General features: G+C 47.8%; 16 protein-coding genes. 12 read left to right on the top strand and 4 right to left on the bottom strand.

Features of this window, described 5'->3' with window-relative positions; all coding sequences use genetic code 11:
• Nucleotides 1–27 precede the first annotated feature (27 nt).
• From ACEW9O_RS13315 to ACEW9O_RS13305, 3 genes are all read left to right on the top strand, one after another.
• Complete coding sequence (locus ACEW9O_RS13315; RefSeq protein ID WP_373550662.1) at nucleotides 28–984, top strand: alpha/beta fold hydrolase; 957 nt, start codon at nucleotides 28–30, stop codon at nucleotides 982–984.
• The gene (locus tag ACEW9O_RS13310; RefSeq protein ID WP_373550661.1) at nucleotides 981–1,724 is read left to right on the top strand and encodes a beta-ketoacyl-ACP reductase; all 744 of its coding nucleotides are present in this window, start codon (nucleotides 981–983) and stop codon (nucleotides 1,722–1,724) included. Before ACEW9O_RS13315 ends, ACEW9O_RS13310 begins: the two co-directional genes overlap by 4 nt.
• Nucleotides 1,725–1,840: 116 nt before the next feature.
• Nucleotides 1,841–3,259 carry a hypothetical protein gene (locus ACEW9O_RS13305; protein WP_373550660.1) on the top strand — a complete coding sequence of 473 codons (1,419 nt, stop codon included), beginning with the start codon at nucleotides 1,841–1,843 and terminating at the stop codon, nucleotides 3,257–3,259.
• A gap of 89 nt (nucleotides 3,260–3,348) precedes the next feature.
• Here the strand turns inward: ACEW9O_RS13305 and ACEW9O_RS13300 are convergent, their stop codons facing one another.
• Complete coding sequence (locus tag ACEW9O_RS13300; protein WP_373550659.1) at nucleotides 3,349–4,737, bottom strand: T9SS type A sorting domain-containing protein; 1,389 nt, start codon at nucleotides 4,735–4,737, stop codon at nucleotides 3,349–3,351.
• A gap of 427 nt (nucleotides 4,738–5,164) precedes the next feature.
• On the opposite strand from ACEW9O_RS13300, the gene ACEW9O_RS13295 reads away from it, so the two are divergent.
• The 5 genes from ACEW9O_RS13295 to htpG all read left to right on the top strand — a co-directional run bounded on the left by ACEW9O_RS13295 (nucleotide 5,165) and on the right by htpG (nucleotide 11,703).
• Nucleotides 5,165–5,719, top strand: coding sequence for an RNA polymerase sigma factor (locus ACEW9O_RS13295; protein WP_373550658.1), 555 nt, complete (start codon nucleotides 5,165–5,167; stop codon nucleotides 5,717–5,719).
• Between the two features lie 5 nt (nucleotides 5,720–5,724).
• Nucleotides 5,725–6,459, top strand: coding sequence for a tetratricopeptide repeat protein (locus tag ACEW9O_RS13290; RefSeq protein ID WP_373550657.1), 735 nt, complete (start codon nucleotides 5,725–5,727; stop codon nucleotides 6,457–6,459).
• 256 nt (nucleotides 6,460–6,715) lie between these two features.
• On the top strand, nucleotides 6,716–8,371 hold the full coding sequence (locus tag ACEW9O_RS13285; protein WP_373550656.1) for a hypothetical protein: 1,656 nt from the start codon (nucleotides 6,716–6,718) through the stop codon (nucleotides 8,369–8,371).
• A 38-nt stretch (nucleotides 8,372–8,409) separates the two neighbouring features.
• Nucleotides 8,410–9,213: a hypothetical protein gene (locus tag ACEW9O_RS13280; RefSeq protein WP_373550655.1), complete on the top strand. Its 804-nt coding sequence runs from the start codon at nucleotides 8,410–8,412 to the stop codon at nucleotides 9,211–9,213.
• Nucleotides 9,214–9,834: 621 nt separating this feature from the next.
• Nucleotides 9,835–11,703, top strand: coding sequence for a molecular chaperone HtpG (gene htpG / locus ACEW9O_RS13275; RefSeq protein ID WP_373550654.1), 1,869 nt, complete (start codon nucleotides 9,835–9,837; stop codon nucleotides 11,701–11,703).
• Nucleotides 11,704–11,838: 135 nt separating this feature from the next.
• Here htpG and ACEW9O_RS13270 read toward each other — a convergent pair whose 3' ends face one another.
• The gene (locus ACEW9O_RS13270) at nucleotides 11,839–13,185 is read right to left on the bottom strand and encodes a D-alanyl-D-alanine carboxypeptidase/D-alanyl-D-alanine-endopeptidase (protein WP_373550653.1); all 1,347 of its coding nucleotides are present in this window, start codon (nucleotides 13,183–13,185) and stop codon (nucleotides 11,839–11,841) included.
• A 183-nt stretch (nucleotides 13,186–13,368) separates the two neighbouring features.
• Here ACEW9O_RS13270 and ACEW9O_RS13265 point away from each other — a divergent pair, with 183 nt between their 5' ends.
• The 4 genes from ACEW9O_RS13265 to ACEW9O_RS13250 all read left to right on the top strand — a co-directional run bounded on the left by ACEW9O_RS13265 (nucleotide 13,369) and on the right by ACEW9O_RS13250 (nucleotide 18,714).
• On the top strand, nucleotides 13,369–15,291 hold the full coding sequence (locus ACEW9O_RS13265) for a serine hydrolase domain-containing protein (RefSeq protein WP_373550652.1): 1,923 nt from the start codon (nucleotides 13,369–13,371) through the stop codon (nucleotides 15,289–15,291).
• 586 nt (nucleotides 15,292–15,877) lie between these two features.
• Entirely contained in the window at nucleotides 15,878–16,876 is a 999-nt protein-coding gene (locus ACEW9O_RS13260) for a LacI family DNA-binding transcriptional regulator (RefSeq protein WP_373550651.1), read from the top strand.
• A gap of 130 nt (nucleotides 16,877–17,006) precedes the next feature.
• Nucleotides 17,007–18,107, top strand: coding sequence for an S-methyl-5-thioribose-1-phosphate isomerase (mtnA, locus tag ACEW9O_RS13255; protein ID WP_373550650.1), 1,101 nt, complete (start codon nucleotides 17,007–17,009; stop codon nucleotides 18,105–18,107).
• Nucleotide 18,108: 1 nt separating this feature from the next.
• On the top strand, nucleotides 18,109–18,714 hold the full coding sequence (locus ACEW9O_RS13250; RefSeq protein WP_373550649.1) for a class II aldolase/adducin family protein: 606 nt from the start codon (nucleotides 18,109–18,111) through the stop codon (nucleotides 18,712–18,714).
• 196 nt (nucleotides 18,715–18,910) lie between these two features.
• Here the strand turns inward: ACEW9O_RS13250 and ACEW9O_RS13245 are convergent, their stop codons facing one another.
• The gene (locus tag ACEW9O_RS13245) at nucleotides 18,911–20,014 is read right to left on the bottom strand and encodes a DNA alkylation repair protein (RefSeq protein WP_373550648.1); all 1,104 of its coding nucleotides are present in this window, start codon (nucleotides 20,012–20,014) and stop codon (nucleotides 18,911–18,913) included.
• A 334-nt stretch (nucleotides 20,015–20,348) separates the two neighbouring features.
• Complete coding sequence (locus ACEW9O_RS13240; protein WP_373550647.1) at nucleotides 20,349–21,707, bottom strand: cytochrome P450; 1,359 nt, start codon at nucleotides 21,705–21,707, stop codon at nucleotides 20,349–20,351.
• Nucleotides 21,708–21,714: the final 7 nt, after the last annotated feature.

The raw sequence follows: 21,714 nt of genomic DNA, 5'->3' as shown, positions 1-21,714 counted from the left end.
AATAAAATAATTCAAATTTCCCCTGCAATGAATTCACGAGGCGCTGTAATGGTTTGGTTCACCTGCATCCTTCCATTTTTTTTGTACAGCCAAACGCAAGTCAAAAGTATGGAAGACATTCGATACCCTTTTGCGGTCAAAAAAATAAGCTTACCCAACCAGGTCAGCATCGCTTACGCCGACGAAGGCAAAGGCAAAACCACCCTGATTTTCATCCACGGCCTGGGCAGTTACCTGCCTGCCTGGAAAAAAGTGGTGGACGAACTGCGCCAAGATTACCGATGTATAGTGGTCGACTTACCAGGTTATGGCAAATCGGGACAGGGAGATTGGAGCTATGACATGGCTTTTTTCGCCGATTGTATCGAGGCACTGGTCAAAAAGCTCAAATTGCGCAAAGTCAGTTTGGTGGGGCATTCGATGGGCGGGCAAATCAGCCTTACCTTGGCTTTGCGTCAACCCCAATGGTTGCAAAAACTGGTCTTGTTGGCACCAGCTGGATTCGAAACTTTTACGGAAGCCGATCGTGCCTGGTTTACCCAATACGTCACGCCAGCAGTGTTTAAAGCCACTCCAGCGGCACAAATTGAACGGAATTTTGACGTCAATTTCTACGGGGCAAAAATGCCCACTGACGCCCGTTTTATGTACGAGGACCGCCTATTGATGCGGGAAACCGCTGAATTTGACCACTATTGCAACATGATTCCCAAATGTGTCCAGGGGATGTTGCAGCAACCTGTTTTTGAGCACCTGGGTGAAATCAAAACGCCTACGCTCATCTTTTATGGCAACGAGGATTTGTTGATCCCCAATCGGATTTTGCACCCCAAACTCAGTGTTGAAGCCGTAGCCAAACAGGGTCAGCAGCACATACCCAATAGCCAATTGGTGATGGTGCCGCAGTGTGGCCACTTTGTGCTTTGGGATGGGGCCGAAACGGTTACGTCCTCGATTCGAACATTTTTAAAAACCCATCAATGAACAGACTACAACAAAAGGTGGCCATCGTCACCGGTGGTGCCAGCGGAATTGGAAAAGCTACCGCCCTACGCTTTTTGCAAGAAGGCGCGACCGTGGCCATCTGGGACATCAATGAGGCCAGCGGCAAAGCTGTTGCAGCGGAATGGGCTGGCCAGGGCTTGTCCTGCAAGTTTTACAAAGTCAATACTGCCGACTTGGATGCTGTGCAAGAAGGTGCCGATGCCGTCATGCAGGATTTTGGCCAAATCGATATCCTGATCAACAACGCAGGCATTACCCGGGATTCATCTTTGAAAAAAATGTCGCCCTTGCAGTGGCAACAGGTCATCGATGTCAACCTCAGTGGCGTATTTTATTGCACCAAAGTGGTGAGTGGCTACATGAGTGAGCGCAATTATGGGCGCATCATCAACGCGGCTTCGGTGGTGGCTTTGTATGGCAATTTTGGCCAAACGAACTATGTTGCCTCCAAAGCCGGGGTGATCGGGATGACCAAAGTGTGGGCCAGGGAGCTTGGCCGCAAAGGCATCACCGTGAACGCCATTGCGCCGGGTTTCATCAAAACCGAAATGGTGGAAACCATTCCAGCAGAATACCTGGCGGATTTGGAAAGCCGCACGCCCGTGGGCCGAATGGGCATGCCGGAGGATATTGCGAATGCGTATTTGTTTTTGGCATCGGACGAGGCGTCGTTCATCAATGGGGTGACCTTGTCGGTGGATGGGGGATTGGTATTGTAGGGGCGACCCTATGTGGTTGACCCTACAGTACCAGGTTTTATGTTTTTTCCTCATAGGGGCGACCACATAGGGTCGCCCCTACCGGAATTTTGTACTATTGTGAACAATTGATTGCTATGCGCAACAAACTGCAAATCTTTACCAATTTCGCCAATACCCTGCTACCGCACGAAACGCGCTACCTGCTGGCCGTGCAGCAATTGGCCGATCAGGTGAAGCTGGGCATTTTGGAGCGCGTGGATTACAATTGCCAGCATATCAACCAATTCACGCCTTACGACCCCAACATCGACAAACGCAAATACTCCCACCTCAAAAACTGGGTGCAACAACGCTTGACGGAACTGGACGTCGATGCCCACTTTGAATGGATGAGTACACTGGAGCGGCAAATCACCACCGATGCAATCCAGGCTGAAGAAGAAAAAATGCTGCTGCTGCGCGAAATCCGGCAGTACCAGCATCCGGGCTTTTTTTTTACCAAGTTTTACGAACTGGTCCAACAATACCGCCATTTTTTGCTGATTCGTATGCGTTATGCCGATCACGAAACCGTACACAAATTCCTGGAAACCTACCAGGAAGCACACGCCAACAGCAAGCGGATTTCCGAGCAATTCCATCAGGCTACCCTCGACATCGTCAAGCAGTATTCCGAAAACTCTGCCGAATCCATCCAGTGGGAAAAGTGGCTGACCCGAATTTTTTATGATGAGACCCTGGAAGGCTACACCCGTTACATGGCTTTTGTACGTCTGACTTTCATCAGTTTCAACTACCGCAAACTGGACTTATTGGGCGAAAAATTTGCTTACCTCGACCGCATTTTTGGCGAAGGCAAGTTTTACTCCAAACGGATTTTGCTCAATTATTACCACTTGCGGATGTTGTTGCACGCGCGGTTGCGGGAGTTTGACAAGGCCATTTACTACGGCTACCTGTCCATTCGGGGCAAAACCCACGATTACCTCTTTTATGTCAACAACCTCGGTGCCGTACTGCTGCGCGGCAACAAACCCCAGGAGGCCCTGACTATGATGCGCAATGCTGCACCAGAAATGAAAAGCAGTCAGAATTTTTACAACAAGGTGGGTTTTGTGGCTTTTTACATCAAGTGTTTGTTGCAAAACCAGATGCTACGCAATGCCGAGAGTTATGCAGAGACCTTCCTTTCGGCGTACGAAAAAGAAGTCTTGCAATACCGTTGGCACACCTTTTTTACCGCTTATATGGGGGCTTTGTTGAGTCAATGCAAGTTTCAAAAGATGATTCGGGTAATCACCAAGTACCGCTTGCTGGATTTGGAAAAAGGCTATGAAACCCGTCCGGACTATGTGCCCGCCCTGCTTTGGTACACCTCGATCGCGCAGTACAAAGAAGAGATCATTGATAAAAACACCCTTCAGCGGCGGCTCCAGGATTATTTCAATGCCCACCGAGGCGAAAAAGACCGCAGCCACCAGATAGGGGAGCTGTTGAATGAGTTGAAGCCTCACGCGCCGGAAGTAATTAATTATTTACAAATTTGGACGTGAGTGCTTCCCAAAACAAAAAAGGTGCAGGCCCGTAGACCTGCACCACTGTTACATGGGATCAAAAAATGTTCATGGGATTATAAAAACAATCACTGTTTGACTACTAAGGTTTTATATCGGTTTTCAGCAGAGATGGCCTCCAAGAAATAGGTTCCATTGGGTAACTCGTCCAGGTTCAGGGATTCACGGTTGCTGCCATTTTGTTTGTGCAGCACGGTTTTGCCCGTCAAATCGCGGAGTACAAATTGGTAAGCAGCAGCACTGACTGGTAGATCCAGATTCAGCTGGCCCGTCGTAGGGTTGGGGAAAGCCCGCAATTGCCCTTGTGGTAGGCCACTGCTCTTGTTGAGATCGGTAGGCACACCCACACAACCTTGAACATTCACTTTGAACTCACAACGAGCGCATTCTTTGCCTCCACATTTCACGATAATTTGCACCAGGTACACGCCATTGTTGCCAAAGCCGATGGTTTCATTCAGCGTAGCATCGTTGAGAGCGCTGTACACTACTGCCCCACTTGCAGCGGTAACGGTGATGTCATAAGTAGCCTGGCAAGGCGCTTTGCAGAGGTACGAGCCGCTGAGGTTGTATTTGCCACACTTGAGTTCAAAACCTTTGCCACATACATCTTCGTACTTGATGCCAGTGCCGATCAAATCGGGCAGGTTTTCCCATTTTCCACAGCAATCGATGGGTTCGCAGTTGACAATTTTTACGATGAACTTGCATTCGTAACAAATTTTATCCCCGCAGCGGATGATGATGGCGATCACGTAGGTACCAGGAACGGTGGGCAGCGCTTGTGAAAAGGCGTTGCCAGAACCTGTAGCTGTTGTAGTTCCGTTGACGAGGTATTCGTACTTGGCCTGGCAGTCACCAGGGCAATCGTAACCTACATTAAAGGTCACCTGGTTGTTGTTGCAAAATTCGTAAGTCTGGCCACATTCAATTTTCATCGCATGCCAATTGGGCGCAGAGAAATTGATGTAATCCAGTTTGCCACCCTCACAACTACATGGACAAGAGCAGACGTACACATAAAAGGTCACCGAATAACAACAGACATTGCCGCAGAAAAAATGCAGCGTGACGACGTGTACTCCTTCTTTGTTGAATTGGTGGTTAAAACAAAAGGAGGCCCCCACTCCAGTGTAGCTGGCGGTTACCCCGTCTTTATCGGTTACTGTGGCTACATAGCTGGTTGCCAAGCCATTGGCACAGGCGAACTTGGCACAAATGCGGTAGTCTTTTTGGCAAATAGCAGCATAGGAAAAAGGCGGGGCTGGCGAAGTATTGGGCACGTTGGTAGCGATGCCACTGGGGTCGATGATCGCAATTGTAGGTGGGATGCAGGTTTTTTTATCACCCATGCTGAGGGTGTCAGCAGTAGTGGTTTGTGCAAAAGTAGTGTTCACCAGCCCCTGGATACAGAGGAACAGGACTAAAACCAAACGGGTAAGGATTCTGGATTTCATGGGTAGCAGATTTAACAGGATGATGGAATAAGGTGCTATATTAGTCGCGGTTTTTGCCGCCTACATCCATACATCTGGGAGGAGGGAAAAATCTTACTAGTGAGAAGTGTTAAAAAAATGTTAAGAAAAAGTTTAGAAACATTTGTCGTCCCGAATTTTTGAGAAGCCCAAATCGGGCTAACATCTAATCGCGGAGCGATTGAATTTAGAATAGCCCCGGTCGTCCGGGGTAAATAGTAAGGTCAAATTGGCTGCAACCACGGTAGTGGTTGAACTCAATTGAGCAAAAATTCAACCGCATCCGCGGTTGTGAAACCTTTTGCTACGGACTGACCCCGGACGACCGGGGCTATTCTAAATTCAACCGCATCCGCGGTTAGTTCTTCCAAACAATTGAGATGACGAATGTTCCTCAACCGCCACCAAAATGAGCGACAACCAAGACCTACTCGCCCTATGCGCCGGGGATTCCCTGCGGATTCGTGCCATCTATCAGCAGCATGCTGCGCCGATCCAGCGTTGGGTGGAAGCCAACAACGGCTCGGCTGCCGATGCCCAGGATTTATTTCAGGATGGGCTCATGGCCATTTACGATCGCTACTGTGGGGCTGATGTTCAATTCAATAGCAGCTTTGGCGCCTTGCTTTTTGGCATCTGCAAACGCAAGTGGTTCGACCGCTTGAAAGAAAAAAATCGTGAAGCAGTCGTAAGAAAAGTGGAGGAGGAAAGATATAATGATGAAGACGACCCTGGTTTGGAATCGGAAGCTGCCACCCAGGAACTGCACAAGCAGGAAACCCTGACGAAAACCTTCGCCTTGTTGTCGACGCAATGCCAGGAATTGCTCACTTTGTTGGGCAAGGGCGTGGCCAGCGAACAAATCGCCGAACAACTGGGCTTGGCTGCCAATGCGGTGTACCAAAGCAAACACCGCTGCATGGGCCGTTGGAAGGAGCTTTTTGCCCAACAATTCAAAAGTTAAGAACCATGAACAACACAGAAAAAATAGACCGTTACCTCCGCGGCGAACTCCCCGAAGCGGACAAAAATGCTTTTGAGGCAGAGCTGAACCAAAGCGCCGATTTGGCTGCCGAACTGGCTTTGCAAAAAGACATGGAGCAATTCCTGCGCAAACAGGATCGCAGGGCTGCGCTGAAAGGGCAATTGGAAGGCATGGGCAGCGAATTTTTCCAAAACACCGCCTCAAAAGAAACCGGACGGATTGTACCCCTGCGCCGCAATCAGACGATGCGTTGGGTCATCGGCCTCGCTGCGACCATTGCATTGGTCTTGGTAGCCCGTTTTTTGCTTTTCCAACCCAACCTTTATGAGCAATACGGCCAATATCCGCCCCTGGCCATGATTGAAAAATCCAATACCGCCCAGGACAATCTGGCCGCGATGGAGTCAGCCTTTAACCAAAAGGACTTCGCCAAAGCCTTGCCTCTGTTGCAGGCTTATGTAAAGGAAAAACCGGAAGATTTACAGGCCCAACTCTACCTGGGGATATGTTTGCTCGAAACCGAGAAATACCCGGCTGCCCGGGAGCTTTTTACCAACATCAGCAGTGTTGAATCCAGCTTTGTGGATTACGGACAATGGTACCTGGCCTTGAGTTATTTGAAGGAGGGAAACAAAACGGAGTGCCGCAGGGTTTTGCAACAAGTGCCTACAGAGTCCGAGTTTGCACAAAAAGCGCAAGACTTACTGAAGCGCTTGTAATTTCATGTGTAAAACTTCTCTAACTTGCAGTTTAAATACCCACCACTGGACATTAGGTTCGGAGGACATTAATTGCCCCAGGCTTCAGCCTGGGGACATAGGAGCCCCACAGATTTGGGCTTTAGCCCTGGCTTGAAAATAAGGGTTTGGGCTAAAGCCCGATTAAAAGGGGAATGCCGATCCACGCGCTAAAGCACGTGGCAATTGATGTCCTCCGAACCTAACCTCCGGCAGTGTGGCCTAAATGTAGATCTACATGTTTTTAGGTCTGGACTTGAGTGATTTATTGGAAGTCAGTTTAACCATCGCGGGTGGGGTATTTGCAACGTTTCGTTGGATCATCCCCTGGTTCATGCAACGCCGCAAGGAAAGCCGCCTGGCCCGCTGCCTGCATCCCTTTTACACGGCCAGCGAAATCAAGAGCCACACCAAGTATTTCATCCCCACGCAATGCCAGTCCAAATCCCCTACGGAAAGTAGTGAAATCAACCGGGATACCGAGCCCCGCGAGCCACTGATTCCCTACTTCCTGCGCATTTTTGAAAAAGACAAAGACGATTATGTGTTTATGGTTTTAGCCGACTCGGGTATGGGCAAAACCACTTTTATGATCAACCTGTACGATACTTATCGGCGGCGTTTGGCCAAAAAATACAAAATTCGCCTTTTCCCTTTTAATGCCGGAGTGGACGAGGAGATCGACAAAATTTCGGAAGAGGACCGCAAAGAAACCATCCTGTTGCTGGACGGCTTGGATGAAGACCCTCAGGCCATCGAACAACCCAATGACCGCATCGCCACCCTGTTCAAAAAAGTCAGCCACTTTCAAACAGTAGTCATCACCTGCCGCACCCAGTTTTTTGCCCGGGAAGAAGACATTCCCAGCGCTTTGCCTTTTTCCAGCATGTCTCCTAATCGGGCACCGCGCCGCATCGTGACGCGCTACATTTCGCCTTTGCAACAGGATGAGATTAAGGTTTTTTTGCGCAAAAAATTTGGTCGCTTCAGCCGGCGTTACCGCAATTGCCTGCAATTCATCGAAGAGTACAAAGAACTGGTGGCCCGGCCGATGATCCTGAGTTACATCGATTATTTGGTAGAAAAAGCGCCCAATTATCAATACTCTTTTCAGGTGTACGCCCAGATCATCCACCGCTGGCTGGAACGGGAGCGCAACATTCGAAACAAGGGCAGCAATTTTGTAGACAACCTCTATAATTTCTCCCGCTATTTTGCCCTGGAAGTGTACCAGCACCGCGAAAACTTGTCGATCAGCGATTTGGACGTTTTACAAAAATTATCACAGCAGCATCAGGTGGAACTCGATTTGTTCGACATGCAGGCGCACTCCCTGCTCACCCGGGGGGCACACAACAACTACAAGTTTACCCACAAGTCTTTATTGGAGTATTTTTTGGCGCTGGAGCTGTTTGAAAACCCACAATTTTTGCCCCAATTTAAAGGTTTTGAAGGGTTCGACATGCTCAAAACGTTTTACCAGGAGATGGTGCTGGAACTGGTAGCTAAGCCGTTTTTTCTGGAAAAATTTGGCCTGGAGCATGGCAAGCAGTACAGTGCGGAGGAAGTACAAAAATTCAAAGCCCGCCTGGGTACCGGAGTACTGTTTTTGCCCATCGGTTCGTACGAGAAGGCGTTCTTTTTTAGTTTCAGTTTGAATAAATTGAAAGAAGTCACACAGATCAATCTGGCGAATACGCAGTTACAAGATTTTAAAATTGTAGCGGCGATGCCAAGATTGCAGGAACTAAATGTAGCGGATAATCCAAACCTAAGCTCTTTCGATTATTTGTTTATAGAAGGAATCAATCGAGATTTGAAAACGATTTATACTAGGGGGACGGCGATTAAAGAAGAAATTGAGGGAGACAGAGTCAACGTGTTGGTGAATTGATTGAAGGAAAATTAGGATAACCAATAAAAAACAAGATCATGTATCGTTCTCTTTTGTATCTGTTGATCATGGCTAGTGTAGTAGCTTGTACCCAGAAAGAAACGGGCGAAAAAACGGAAAAACTAACTGCTGCGAAACAACAGGAGCCTATAGAACCCAAAGCACTCAATTTTAATGATCTGACCTGGGATTCTTTAAACTTGGATACGATTGATAAGTTTGTGGCCAAAACATTGATTCAAGACAGCGCGGTTTATACTCAAGAGGAAATTATCTCTTTTGTAAAAGACTCCAGTTTACTGTTCAGACACTCCTTTAATGGATATATACTGGCTATAATCCCTTACAATCACAATAAACAAGACAAGTATACCCACTACTTTATAGATGATCTCTGGTTATTTGATCCTAAAACCAATGAACATATAGCAACCTACCGTTTGGAAGGAAATCATTATGAACCCTGGGGCATAGATATTAAAGACTTGAATAAAGATGGCGAGCAAGACATAGTTGCTTCTATCTTTTGGGGCGTTACATCCGTTGCCGTAGATTTCATTAATCTGGAGTTAATTCAATTGGATAAAAAAGATCGGAAACTAAAATCTACTTTTTTCATCAAAGAAGACTCGCGAGATTGTGGACCAGGGACAGAGGTCGGCACAGAAATTGTCAGTACCTTCCACTTTGAGAATAAAAATAAAATTGCCATCAAAGAGGAGTACTACTCGTTTGATTGTGAAAACTATACCGATGGTGGAGAAGAAATTAAAGGGAAAAAGAAAACCAAAACTTTGTATCAAACGCTACGTTGGAATGAAAAAGAGTTTCACTATAAATGAGTAAGGGAAATCCTAAAAATAAAAAAAGCCGGTTCTCCCCCCTAAATTGGAACCGGCCCTAAATATCCATTCAGGTTTACTTCCGAAATTGATGTTTGGATCAAAGCAATAGCGTATTATGGCGACACACTTTTGAGTGGTCGGGCCAATTGAATGTTGCCAATCCAAATGGAAAAAAATGATGCAGTGAACCTCCGGATCAAGCGTCCCCCCTTTGTTGATCGTTCAGTTCACTGCAAGCTCTTGTTGTGTGTATTGCTTTTTGTTGAACACAAAAGGCAATACAGGACAAGCGATAGCAGAATGCCACGAGAATACAATGGTATGTATAGATAGAAATTTTACACAGAAATTGTGTAGAAGTGTAGAAAGCTCTTTTTGGTAAGAATAAAAACGTGATACAAAGAAAAGGAAATAGCCGCACTAAATCAAGTCAAACGTATTATTTTTTTTTACAATCGAGAAAAATACCCGCTTGAGGGTATAACATTCTTGTTACTGAAAAATACAATCGGCGCATGCGGCAGCATAAGTTGGGCTTTTGTGTCAAAATGTCAGCACAAGCAAGCATGGCATGTTGTTTGACGGTCTTTTTGCCAAAAGAAATAAAACGTTATAGTCATGCAAAAAGGAAACATAGCCGTCCAAACGGAGAACATCTTCCCCATCATCAAACGCTTCCTGTATTCTGATCACGAAATATTCCTCCGCGAGTTGGTATCCAATGCCGTGGATGCCAGCAATAAACTCAAAGCCTTGTCTCGTCGGGGTGAAGCCAAAGGTGACATTGGCGAGTTGAAAATTGAAATCCTGATCGACAAAGACGCCAAAACCCTGACCATCCGCGACCAGGGCATCGGGATGACCGAAGAGGAAGTTAAAAAATACCTCAACCAGGTGGCCTTTTCCAGTGCCCAGGAGTTTTTGGAAAAATACAAAGACGAAACCAACATCATCGGTAACTTCGGTTTGGGCTTCTACTCCGCCTTTATGGTGGCTGCTTCCGTAGAAGTACAAACAAAATCCTGGCAAGAAGGCAATACCGCCGTGCGTTGGACCTGTGAAGGCAACCCCGAGTATACCCTCGAAGACATTGAAAAAGACAGTCGAGGCACCGATGTCATCTTGCACATCGCCGAAGACAGTCTGGAATTTTTGGAAAATGAGCGCATTGAGGGCTTATTGGAAAAATACTGCAAGTTTTTGCCAATAGCCATCCAATTTGGCACCAGAGATGAAACCACCTTTGATGGAGAAGGCGAGGAACAAACCGAGCGTACCATCCAGGTCGACAACATCATCAACAACCCCGAACCCGCCTGGCGCAAACAACCTGCCGATCTGACGGATGAGGATTACCGCAATTTTTACCGCGAATTGTATCCTCAAAGTTACGATGCGCCGCTGTTCTGGATTCACTTGAACATCGACTATCCCTTCAACCTCACCGGTGTACTTTACTTCCCAAAATTGGGCAATAGCCTGGAATTGCAGCGCAACAAAATCCAGCTTTATTCCAACCAGGTTTTTGTAACGGACAGCGTTAAAGAGATTGTACCAGAATTCCTGACCCTGCTGCACGGGGTGATCGATTCACCAGACATTCCGCTGAACGTATCGCGCTCCTACCTGCAAGCCGACAGCAATGTCAAACGCATCAGTGGCTTCATTACCAAAAAGGTAGCCGACAAGTTGTCCGAATTGTTCATTAAAGACCGCGCTGACTTCGAATCTAAGTGGAGCGACCTGGGCATTTTTGTCAAATACGGCATGCTCAGCGATGATAAATTCTACGAAAAAGCGATCAAGTACGCCCTGGTGAAAAACCTGGCTGGCGAGTTTTACCCCATCGAAGAATACGTAGAAAAGGTAAAACCCACCCAAACCGACAAACACGACAAGGTGGTGTTCATTTACACCACTCAGCCCGAAGCACAACATACCCAGATCGAAGCCTGCAAAGCCTATGGTTATGACGTGGTGGTGATGGATCAGCCCATGATCGACAGCCCCTTCATGCAGCAATTGGAATACAAATTGGGCAATGCGGTCTTCGTACGCGTGGATTCAGATACGGTCAATAACCTGATTCAAAAGGACGAAAAGCCTGAATTGGTACTGAATGAGGAGGAAAAAACCAAGGTGAAGGATCTTTTCACTTCAGTAGTTAGTGACCCTGCTGGGCGAGTAGAAGTCCAGCCTTTGTCTCCACAGGAAGCGCCGGTAATCATCACCCGCCCCGAGTTCATGCGCCGCATGAAAGAAATGCAGGCCATGCAGGGCATGGGCATGGATGGTTTCCCGGATTCTTACCAGGTGATCGTCAATGGCAACCACGAGTTGGTGACCAAAAAAATCCTGCAAGAAACCGATGGGGAGCAAAGTGCTAAGCTCGCCAAATACCTCTATCAATTGGCGCTGTTGAACCAGGGCATGTTGAAAGGGGCTGAATTGGCGGAATTCACTAAGCGCAGCCTGGAGAACCTCTAAATAATATCTAACTTTGGTGTGTCTTAGGTGCCTTAGGCTTCTTAGGTGGTGAAAAAGGAAAAAGGCCTGCGAAGCAGGGCAAAGTCTTATTTCACCACCTAAGAAACCTTAGACACCTAAGACACACCTAAGCAGTTATAGATTGTCCCGTACCCATTCTAATATTTTCTGCATTTCCCGCCGGATTGGCGTTGCACTACCCAAATAATGGTTGTGCATAAAACTAAAAACCAGCACCCGCCCCTTATTCGTCCGCACGTACCCGCTCAAACAATGGTTGTTGGAAAGGGTGCCTGTTTTGGCAAAAACATAAGGTTTGCCATCTTTCCCAGCATACCAATCCTTGATGGTGCCACTCACCCCTCCGGCTGGAAAAATCTTGAACAGCCGCTCACTAGGATATTCCAGGTATAATTTTTCCAAAACCGAAACAACCGTACGCGGCGAAAAAAGATTGTAGCGCGACAAACCCGAACCATCCACCCAAACCATCCCATCCGGGTTACTACCCAATACGCTACGTTGAGCATATTCAATGGTGCGCTTGATGTCCAGATCACCGTACAGCCTGGCGGAACAACTCAGCAACAATTGTTCAGCAATGTAATTGTCACTTTCCTGCATGAACAAACGCAGGAGGGTATCTGGCAATGGAGTGGACAAAGTTCGCCAAGTATTGGTCAGTACCGGGGTGTTCCACACCTGCACCTTGCGCTTCAGCGTATCGGTCAATAACTCGCTGACCAAATGTGCCGTGTACCGGAAAGGAGTATTGATGCTCACCTTAGCCGCCCGTAAACAAGCGGCGTTGTACAAATAATGCCCATCGTGTTCTTCGCGCAGGATTTCAGCTTCACTGCTGGTGTTGAGCGGATCGTATTCCAGGGTTGACAAAAAATAGTTGGGTTGAGTGCGCCATTTTTTACTGGCCGAATCGAGGCGAAAACGCGCCAGGTTGCCATAAATTGGGAAAGATCCTTTTTCTGCCTGATAATCATCCCGGAAATCATTCCAGGCCCAGCCGTTGCCAAAACGCTCATCCTTGTAATTGCTGGCTGAAAAAGCGAGGTGCTTTTTTTCTTGCGTTAAAAATTTCCAGGCAACGCTATCCTGCGGGAACATTGGATTCAGGAACATGGGATTGCCCATGCCCTGGAACACCGTGAACCCACCGTCCTGAGTGTACCGCAACACGGGCAGGCTGTCTTTAAGTACCTTAAGCGTGGTGTAAAGGGTAAAAATTTTGGTGTTCGATGCAGGAGTAAAAAACTTGTCTGCATCCTTTTGAAACAAAGTCAACTTGCCATTTGGGTCGTACAGCATAAAGCCATACAAATGACGCGTAAAAATGGGCGACTGCAGCAGCAATTTGTCCATCGCCACTTGTTGCGGCTTGGTTAACGCTTGCCCAAAAAGATTATATGGGAAATACAGCGTGCAAAGCAGCAAAAAAGTAGTTATTTTGGTAAACTTGTAGAGCATAGAGCGATTATTTTCAACTAGGTAGTGGGGCAAAAATAAGTACTCATTTTTCTTGAGCCAAAGGATTAGATAAGACACTTAAAATGAACCGTTTACTTATCTAATCCTTTGGCAAAATGAGTACTTATTTTTTTGTCGCCCCTAGATTACAAAACATTTTGGAATTTTTACAACCCTGAAAATATGCTGTGTAGAAAACTATGGCTGAGCCTGTGTATTGTAGTGTGCAATGTAGGGCTAAGGGCACAAAGCAATGCGGTTGTAGACCTTTACCAGGAGGCATTGTCCAATTTGGTACAGCTTCGGAATGAAGGTACTTTGATTCCACTACAACGCTTGGATACTTTGCAAATCGCATATGTATCGGCTGGTGGGCCGAGGCAGGCCACTTTTCAGGATTTCCTGGAGCGTTACACCAACATTACCCCGCTGAACTTTCCAACGATTGCCTCCGCCTCCGAAACTCAAAACTGGATCAATACCCAAACACGCCGTTTCAATTGTTTCATCCTGAGCATTGAAGACGTTTCTGCTGCCGTGGACCAACCCAATTACCTCGCCGATGCGGTTTGGATTAAGGGCTTGATGGCGGCTGACCACGTAGTGCTAGTCCTTTTTAATCCTCAACAAATCCTCAATAAATTGCCGGAATTGGCCCAAGCTCCGGTCATCATTACGGCGGATGATACCCAGGAAGGCCAGTCTCTTGCAGCCCAATTGATCTTTGGTGGGGTGAGTACCAGCGGGCGTTTGCGCCGCCCCCTGAGCCCACAATACCCGCCCGGAACTGGAATGGATACACCGCCAGCCACTAGATTGGGCTACGCACCTTCGGAGTTGGTAGGCATCGATGGTGCCTTGTTGCGCGATAGCATCAAGGCCATCGTCGAAGAAGGGATTCGCTTCCGGGCATTTCCCGGTGGGCAAGTGCTGGTGGCCAAGGACGGCAAGGTGGTTTACCACCAGGCTTTTGGCCATCATACCTATGAGAATGAGCGCCAGGTCCGATTGAATGACCTATATGATTTTGCCTCTATCACCAAAATTTCCACGGGCCTGCCTGTGTTGATGAAATGGTACGGCGAAGGCACTTTTAATCCCGATGATTCGCTGGGCATGTATCTTGCGGAAAGTATCGGCAGCAATAAAGCTGGAATACCCATGCGGCGTTTGCTTACTCACACCGCTCGGCTGATGGCATGGATTCCATTTTGGCGTTCTACCTTGAAATGGAATGCCGATTACCCTTGGGAAGAGGGCTGGGACAACGTGCGGGTCAGTGATTTTCAGTTCAAACCACGTACTTTCAAACCAGATTCCAGTGCCCGCTTCAATGTGCAAGTGACCGAGCGTTTGTGGTTGCACCGCAAATACGGCGAAAAGGTATTGTATGACGCCATCTATCGATCGCCGTTGAGTGAAAAGCCAGGTTTTGTGTACTCCGATTTTTTCTTTTATACCATGCCCAAAATTGTCAAACAACGCACTGCAGTTGATTTTGAACCCTATCTAAAAAATACCTTTTACCGCAGATTGGGTGCTTATTCCTTAACTTTTAACCCCTTGCGTTTTTTTTCCAAAGACCGAATCATACCTACCGAACGGGACACTTTTTACCGCATGAGTTTGTTGCATGGCAAGGTGGACGATGAAGGCGCCTCCATGCTGGGAGGTATTTCCGGGCACGCTGGCTTATTTGGCACCGCCAATGACTTAGCCAAGCTGATGCAAACCTACCTCAATCTGGGGCGCTACGGAAACGAACAATTGATTGCTGAAGCGGCAGTTAAAGAATTTACCCGCTGTCAGTATTGTGAAACGGAGGGAATCCATCGTGGCCTGGGCTTTGACAAACCCTTTATCGAATATTCTCCTGCCCGTAGTTCATATGCCAAAGATGCCAGCCCAGAGAGTTTTGGGCATACGGGTTTTACCGGGACATTTACCTGGGCGGACCCTAAAAACCAGCTATTGGTGGTGTTTTTCACCAATCGGGTGCATCCTTCGCGCAGCAATCCGATGTTGATGACCCGATCTTTGCGGCCCCGTTTGCATCAGGCAATATATGATGCAATAAAAAAATCGGATGGAACTGACCCAAAATAAAAATGGAAGAATACCTAGGGCACCCCTCCACTTAGTCATCTGGTTTCATACATTACTTACCTGCTAGTGTAAACAGCTACAAAACAAACTTGCAGTATATAAAGAACAAATAAAAAATTATCTTTGACAAGGGGCGATAAAAAAATAAGTGCTCATTTTGCTCCACTGCTAAAAGGGCCCGGATGGGTTTTAAAAAACTATCCGGGCTTCGTTATATTGTGTTAAAATACGAAAAGAGCGAATCTGATGGAGCTGTTGGTTTTCCACACAGCTCAAAGAGTGTTGTACTGTTTTTGTAGCTCAAATTCTAGCTATAAAACCCGCTCCAATACCCCTCAGCAGTTCTTACTTTTACCTCTAAAATCCAGCACATAAGTCACTGAACTGCTGTGCATTGAAAATCTGATTTTCTCTGCTTCTACAAATTTACCCTATTGTTGCCGTTATGCAACAGCTAAAAAAAGCCCTGCCCTGCGCAAAGGTTTGTGCAAACGTTTGTTGTGGAAAAAATGATTACTTTTAAGGGTGTTTTTTTCTGTGTTATATTTTGACTAAGCCCTGATAGACCAAACAATACTTCATTTGGATGAATCGACCCACTATTACGGACATTGCCAGGTTGTTGCAGCTCAATCCTTCCACGATTTCCAGAGCTCTGAATAACCATCCCGACGTCAGTCCCGAAACCCGCACCCGGGTGCAGGAACTGGCGCAAGAACTGGGCTATGCTCCCAATCAATTGGCGGTGAATTTGCGCAAGCGCCACAGCGGCCTCATTGCCTTATTGGTTTCTGAAATGAACATGTTTTTCAATCCTTCCGTGTTTAGAGCCATTGAGCAGGAAGTTTATGCCAATGGCTACCACCTGATCATTCTTCAATCGAACAATACGCTTAATCGCGAGAAACAAAACGTCCAAATTTGTCGACAACTAGCAGTAGAAGGGGTATTGGTTTCGCTGGCTTCGGAAGCGCAGGAACTGAGCCATTTCGCGCCATTGTTGGATCAGAAAGTTCCGGTTGTGTTTTTTGATCGAATACTTCCCCAAAACCATTCCTGCTCGGTCACCATCGACGATGTAGAAATTACGCGCCTGGCGGTGCAGCATTTGGCAGACAAAGGCCATCGGCGCATTGGTGGCTTGTTTGGTGATCCCAATTTGACCATTACCCGCGAGCGCTTTCGGGGATTCAAGCAGGTTTTACAAGAATTGGACATTCCTTTTGAGGAAAAATATGCCGCATTTGCCGAAGATTCGGAGCAAGGAAGCCAACAGGCTTTAAAAATTATGGCGCAACAGCCAGCCATTACTGCCTTTTTCGCCATGTCGGATGAATTGATGGTGGGCGCAGTACAGGCCATCGAACAAAAACGACTGCGCATTCCCGAAGAGATCGCCATCATTGGCATCAGCGATGGTTTTGCGCCGGAATTTTACAATCCTAAAATCACGCATATTCGGCATTCCGGGTATGAGGTTGGAGCAGAGGCGGCTCGTTTGTTATTGGGCGTCATCCGGGAAGAAATCAAAGACCCGCTGCATGTGCAGTTGGCATGTAGATTGGTGGAGTTGGGATCGGTGTGAAACCAGTCAAACTTTTCAGTTGCAACATCCTCATATAATACCTAAATTTGAAGTCAGAAATTGTATTGGCATTTCATCCCCCTCAGTATCTAGCCATGGCTGGCATGGCTTAGATGATAACCTATCTATTGTGAAACTGCAAGGCAAACACTACCGTACCATCTGGCTCGATGAAGCCAACCCACGTATCGTTCGTACTTTTGACCAACGTTACTTTCCTTTCCAAATCATTGAGGAAGCATTGTATACCTACGAAGATGCCGCTGAGGCCATCGAAGAAATGCACGTGCGTGGGGCACCCATGATTGGGGCGACGGCTGCATACGGCCTCTATCTGGCTACCCTGGCCGCGCCCGAAGGTGACGATGGTGCTGTTTTTTTGCAAAATGCAGCTGCGAGTTTAAGAGAAACCCGCCCCACCGCAGTCGACCTCTTTCATTGTATTGAACGCATGATGGCCGAATTGGCCCATGCCACCGATCGCGAAACCCGTATCCATACCGCCCTTTCTACCGCCAATGCCATTGCGGATGAAAGTGCCGAGCAGTGCCGCATGATTGGGGTGCATGGCCTGGAAATTGTAAAAGCCATCAGTGCTCGCAAAGACGACGCACCCGTCAATATCCTCACCCATTGTAATGCGGGCTGGCTGGCCTGTATCGACTACGGTACTGCCACCGCTCCTATTTATCTGGCGCACGATTTGGGGATTCCGGTACACGTTTGGGTGGACGAAACCCGGCCTCGCAACCAGGGTGGAAAAATCACGGCACTGGAACTGCAACAGCACGGCGTACCCCACACCATCATCACCGACAATGCTGGCGGCCACCTTATGCAGCACGGCATGGTAGACATGGTGATTGTGGGTACCGACCGAACTACCCGCCAGGGCGACGTGGCCAACAAAATTGGCACCTACCTCAAAGCCCTGGCCGCCAAAGACAATGGAGTTCCTTTTTATGTAGCCTTACCCTCTTCCACCCTCGACCTCAACCTGCGCGATGGCCTGAAAGAAATCCCCATCGAGCAACGCAGTGAAGAGGAGGTCAAATACGTCTGGGGCTGGAAAGAGGGCGAAATCCATAAAGTGCTAACCACTCCTTTGGAAAGCCCTGCCGCCAATTATGGTTTCGATGTCACTCCGGCCCGACTTATCACAGGGTTGATTACCGAGCGAGGCATCTGTGAAGCCAGTGAAGCGGGCATTTTAGGATTGTTCGCAGAATAACATGGACGAGGGGTACATTAAATTTCGGGCCGATTGGCAGCGACAAGCTCCATTGGAAAATACTACGATCCTAGAGTTAAATCACTGGCGTGATCGCTTATTTCAATTGGGTTTACTAGGCGCATACCCGGATGGCATTGGCTTTGGCAACATCAGTCAACGCTGGAATGCCGCTGGGCAGTTCGTCATTAGCGGCTCGACTACGGGTAACTTCACTCAGCTCGGCCCCGAGCATTACACCCTGGTCACTGCCGTGGAATTGGATCAAAACCTCCTGCACTGTACGGGGCCTATCATTGCTTCTTCTGAATCCATGAGCCATGCTGCCGTTTACCTGGAATGCCCATGGGTCAATGCCGTTTTTCATGTCCATCAACGACCAATGTGGGAGCAACTCCTGCACAAGGTGCCTACCACTGCTACTGGTGTGACTTACGGCACCCCGGAAATGGCTTATTCGATCATGCAATTGTTGCGCGATACGGATTTGCCGCAGCAACGCATTTTTGTGATGGAGGGACATCCGGAGGGGATTTTTAGTTTCGGAGCTACTTTGGATCAGGCCGGAGAGGTGCTCCTCAAGGCATTATCTACGATCAAAACTTAAATTTTGTACTTCATTTTTAATTGCGAGTGTTCTAGGCGCATCCTTTCTTAGGTGTCCCTTAAGTGCCTTAGGTTTCTTAGGTGGTGAAATAATTCTTTGCCCTGCTCCGCATGGCTTTTTTCTTTTTCACCACCTAAGAAACCTAAGGCACTCAAGGGACACCTAAGTTTATGCATCCTTGATGTTTAGTTGTTTTTTATAATACCATGAACTTCCCTTCCGCCAAGGCCAGCCCATTCACCAAAATCCTCAAGATATGTTCGCCAGAATAATGCTTCCGTGTGGTAAAATCCTGAAAACGCTGGTATCGTTCCACCGCCACGCTTGCTCCTGCCCCTAATTCCAGTTCCTTGATTTTAAAAACTTTGGAAGAAATTTTCCCCGAGAGTGTCTGGTAGTCGATTTGATATTCCAGGCGCAGGGATTGAGCATTCAGGGCATGGTTGCTGAGCTGGAAAGAAAAATCCAGTTTAGCTCCAATCTTTACTTCGAGGCTATGTTGCAAGTTCGACACTTCGATGGCGTTTGCACCTTTTTCAAAACCAAAGTAGGCTAATGCTTGGGCATTCCCTTTTTTCAACAACCCTCTACACGCGTGGCGCACGATCCAATCGGTATCCGGGTGTTGCCCCAACCAGCGTCCTGCAATATCAAGCACCACCTGCGGGTGTTCTTTGGCAATGTCGTTGAGGTTGTTGGCTACAGAGCGGCGCACGGTTTCGGCGGGGTCGTTTTTGAGTTTTTCCAAAATGGGTAAAATCGGTGTTGGATCACGTTTGAGCGCAGGTACACCCATGCCCCAGGGTAAACGTGGGCGGATGCCCTCACTGGCCAGGCGGCGCAGCATCGGACTGGGGTGATCAGACCAAGCCAACATCTGGGCGTACATCCGCTCAGGATACTTCAGCAAAAAAGGCCGTACCGTAAATTCACAACTGCTCCAGCGGGTCACCGTTTCAATGGCGGGGATGGAGGCATCGGGGTCTTCTACGCCATGGGCTTCAATGAATTCGGGCAAAAAAATCCACTGAAAGGTCAGTTTTTCTCCGTGTTGATCGATGTAGGATTGGGTAACGTCGCACACGATTTTGAGGGCATCGCGATAGACGGTAGGTAGGCAAGCTCGGAGGGCATGGGCAATGTGCCGGGTGCGTTGTTTGAGCTCAAGACCTTCGTAATGCTCGTCAAAAACCTTTTCCAGGAAGGTGGAGGTAGAAAAATCGGGCCATACTTTTTTTACAAGTTCCGCAAAAGGGTGGATTAGAGGTCGGGAGAAGATGTTTTTGAGTGGCTCAGGCATAGAAAGCTTTTTAGTAAACAAAAATAATTTTTTTTATTTTATTTTTTATTTTTTTGTATAAAAATGATATGATTTTGTTTGATTCGTCAGGGTTATTGCCTACTGGAATCATTGGTTTGGTTTTAGTAAATTTGACCACAAAAGAAAACGTTCTCCTAAGCAGTATAGAAGAAGCCTGTTTTTGGAAGAGCTGAATGAAATTCTATCAAGCTTTAAAATTTATGTAGGAGATATAGCCGCTTAAATAAGCCTTGGGATACCAACAAGTGATCCTGCAAGCATCTGATGATGGGCTGCGGATTTACGAAAAGCTGGGATTCCAACAAGTTGGGCTTTAGTATGAGTATGCCTTCCTGTTCCAAAACCGCATCCACACCCCATCCTTTGGCCGCAAAGTAATCAGCGGCTGCGGCACCACCTCATGCCCCGGCTCCAGCGCAAAATCATAGCGCCGCGCCATCTCCGCAATCACCAATTGCATTTCCATCAGTGCAAAATGGTTGCCGATGCACAAACGCGGGCCACCGCCAAAAGGCAAATAGGCAAAGGGAAGAATTTTGGCATTTTTGGCAAAACGCTCAGGGCGGAAATCTTCGGGATTCTCCCAATGCGCAGGTGAGTGGTGCGCCCCATAAATGTAAGTGGCCACTATTGCGCCCTTGGCAATTTTGATGCCATTGAACTCGTCATCTTCCACCGCCATGCGGTCAGTGATCCAGGCCGGGGGATAAAGGCGCAAAATCTCGTCGACCACCTGACTCAGGTATTCCAGTTTGGGAAGGTCTTCAAAAGCCACCGTCCGCTCCCCCACTACTTGTTGCAGCTCTTCCCGGATTTTGGCGAGCGCCTCTGGGTGTTGGCTCAACAAGTACCAGGCCCAGGCCAGGCCATTGGCGGAAGTTTCGTGGCCAGCCACAAAAATGATTTTCAACTCATCCAGTAACTGCTGTTCGTTCATGGCCTCGCCAGTATCCTCGTAGCGGGAGTCGAGCAACATTTGTAGGAGGTCGTCGCGGTTTTCGCCACTGTCCTGGCGTTGGTGTACCATTTTGCGGATGGCATCTTCCAGGTCGGCAGCGAGGGCTTCATGCTCTCGGGTTTTGCCACTCAAGGCCCTCCACCAATTGAGGTAAGGCTGGCGAATCAGTTGAATCACAAAAGCCTGAATCTGGGTGATTTGCCCACTCATTTTTTGCACCTGCTCCTCGGGTACACTGATGCTGAAGATCGAGCGCATGATGATGCTGAAAGCCATATCCATCATGTGTTCGGCCATGTTGACCGGGCCAGCCTTGATTTCTTCGTCAAATTTGGCCAAACGTTCTTCAATCACCTCGTTCATCAAATGGGTCAGACTAGCCAAACGGGAGCGGTGAAAACTGGGCTGAATCAAGCGGCGTTGCCGCAACCAATGGTCGCCATCGATGGTGAGCAGGCCCTTGCCTATAAAATGCCCCAAATGTTCGAAGTGAATGGGTGATTTTTTATAAGCCCGGTGGTTTTTTTGCAAAATATGTTGGATAAAAGCGGGATCGGCAGTGAAGGTAGCCGGAATGATGCCACCGATGTAAAAGCGGTAGGTGTGGCCGTATTCAGCCATGTTGCCCCGAATGGCCGTGAGGGGATCGCGGAGGAATTTGAGCGAGCTGATGAGGGTTTTGAAGCGGGGAATGGTGGGGATGGTACTGGACATGGTGAAA

Source organism: Haliscomenobacter sp. (assembly GCF_041740695.1).
Lineage (GTDB): Bacteria > Bacteroidota > Bacteroidia > Chitinophagales > Saprospiraceae > Haliscomenobacter.
The sequence above is the reverse complement of the archived record's forward strand: the minus strand, read 5'-3'. Positions and strand labels throughout refer to the sequence as shown.

Bases quoted from the DNA above. Each gene is read 5' to 3' on its own strand.
- ACEW9O_RS13280 (WP_373550655.1), top strand. From the start codon at position 8,410: ATGTATCGTTCTCTTTTGTATCTGTTGATCATGGCTAGTGTAGTAGCT.
- ACEW9O_RS13245 (WP_373550648.1), bottom strand. From the start codon at position 20,014: ATGCCTGAGCCACTCAAAAACATCTTCTCCCGACCTCTAATCCACCCT.
- ACEW9O_RS13300 (WP_373550659.1), bottom strand. From the start codon at position 4,737: ATGAAATCCAGAATCCTTACCCGTTTGGTTTTAGTCCTGTTCCTCTGT.
- ACEW9O_RS13240 (WP_373550647.1), bottom strand. From the start codon at position 21,707: ATGTCCAGTACCATCCCCACCATTCCCCGCTTCAAAACCCTCATCAGC.
- ACEW9O_RS13315 (WP_373550662.1), top strand. From the start codon at position 28: ATGAATTCACGAGGCGCTGTAATGGTTTGGTTCACCTGCATCCTTCCA.
- htpG (WP_373550654.1), top strand. From the start codon at position 9,835: ATGCAAAAAGGAAACATAGCCGTCCAAACGGAGAACATCTTCCCCATC.
- ACEW9O_RS13285 (WP_373550656.1), top strand. From the start codon at position 6,716: ATGTTTTTAGGTCTGGACTTGAGTGATTTATTGGAAGTCAGTTTAACC.
- ACEW9O_RS13265 (WP_373550652.1), top strand. From the start codon at position 13,369: ATGCTGTGTAGAAAACTATGGCTGAGCCTGTGTATTGTAGTGTGCAAT.
- ACEW9O_RS13260 (WP_373550651.1), top strand. From the start codon at position 15,878: ATGAATCGACCCACTATTACGGACATTGCCAGGTTGTTGCAGCTCAAT.
- ACEW9O_RS13290 (WP_373550657.1), top strand. From the start codon at position 5,725: ATGAACAACACAGAAAAAATAGACCGTTACCTCCGCGGCGAACTCCCC.
- ACEW9O_RS13310 (WP_373550661.1), top strand. From the start codon at position 981: ATGAACAGACTACAACAAAAGGTGGCCATCGTCACCGGTGGTGCCAGC.
- ACEW9O_RS13270 (WP_373550653.1), bottom strand. From the start codon at position 13,185: ATGCTCTACAAGTTTACCAAAATAACTACTTTTTTGCTGCTTTGCACG.
- ACEW9O_RS13305 (WP_373550660.1), top strand. From the start codon at position 1,841: ATGCGCAACAAACTGCAAATCTTTACCAATTTCGCCAATACCCTGCTA.
- ACEW9O_RS13295 (WP_373550658.1), top strand. From the start codon at position 5,165: ATGAGCGACAACCAAGACCTACTCGCCCTATGCGCCGGGGATTCCCTG.
- ACEW9O_RS13250 (WP_373550649.1), top strand. From the start codon at position 18,109: ATGGACGAGGGGTACATTAAATTTCGGGCCGATTGGCAGCGACAAGCT.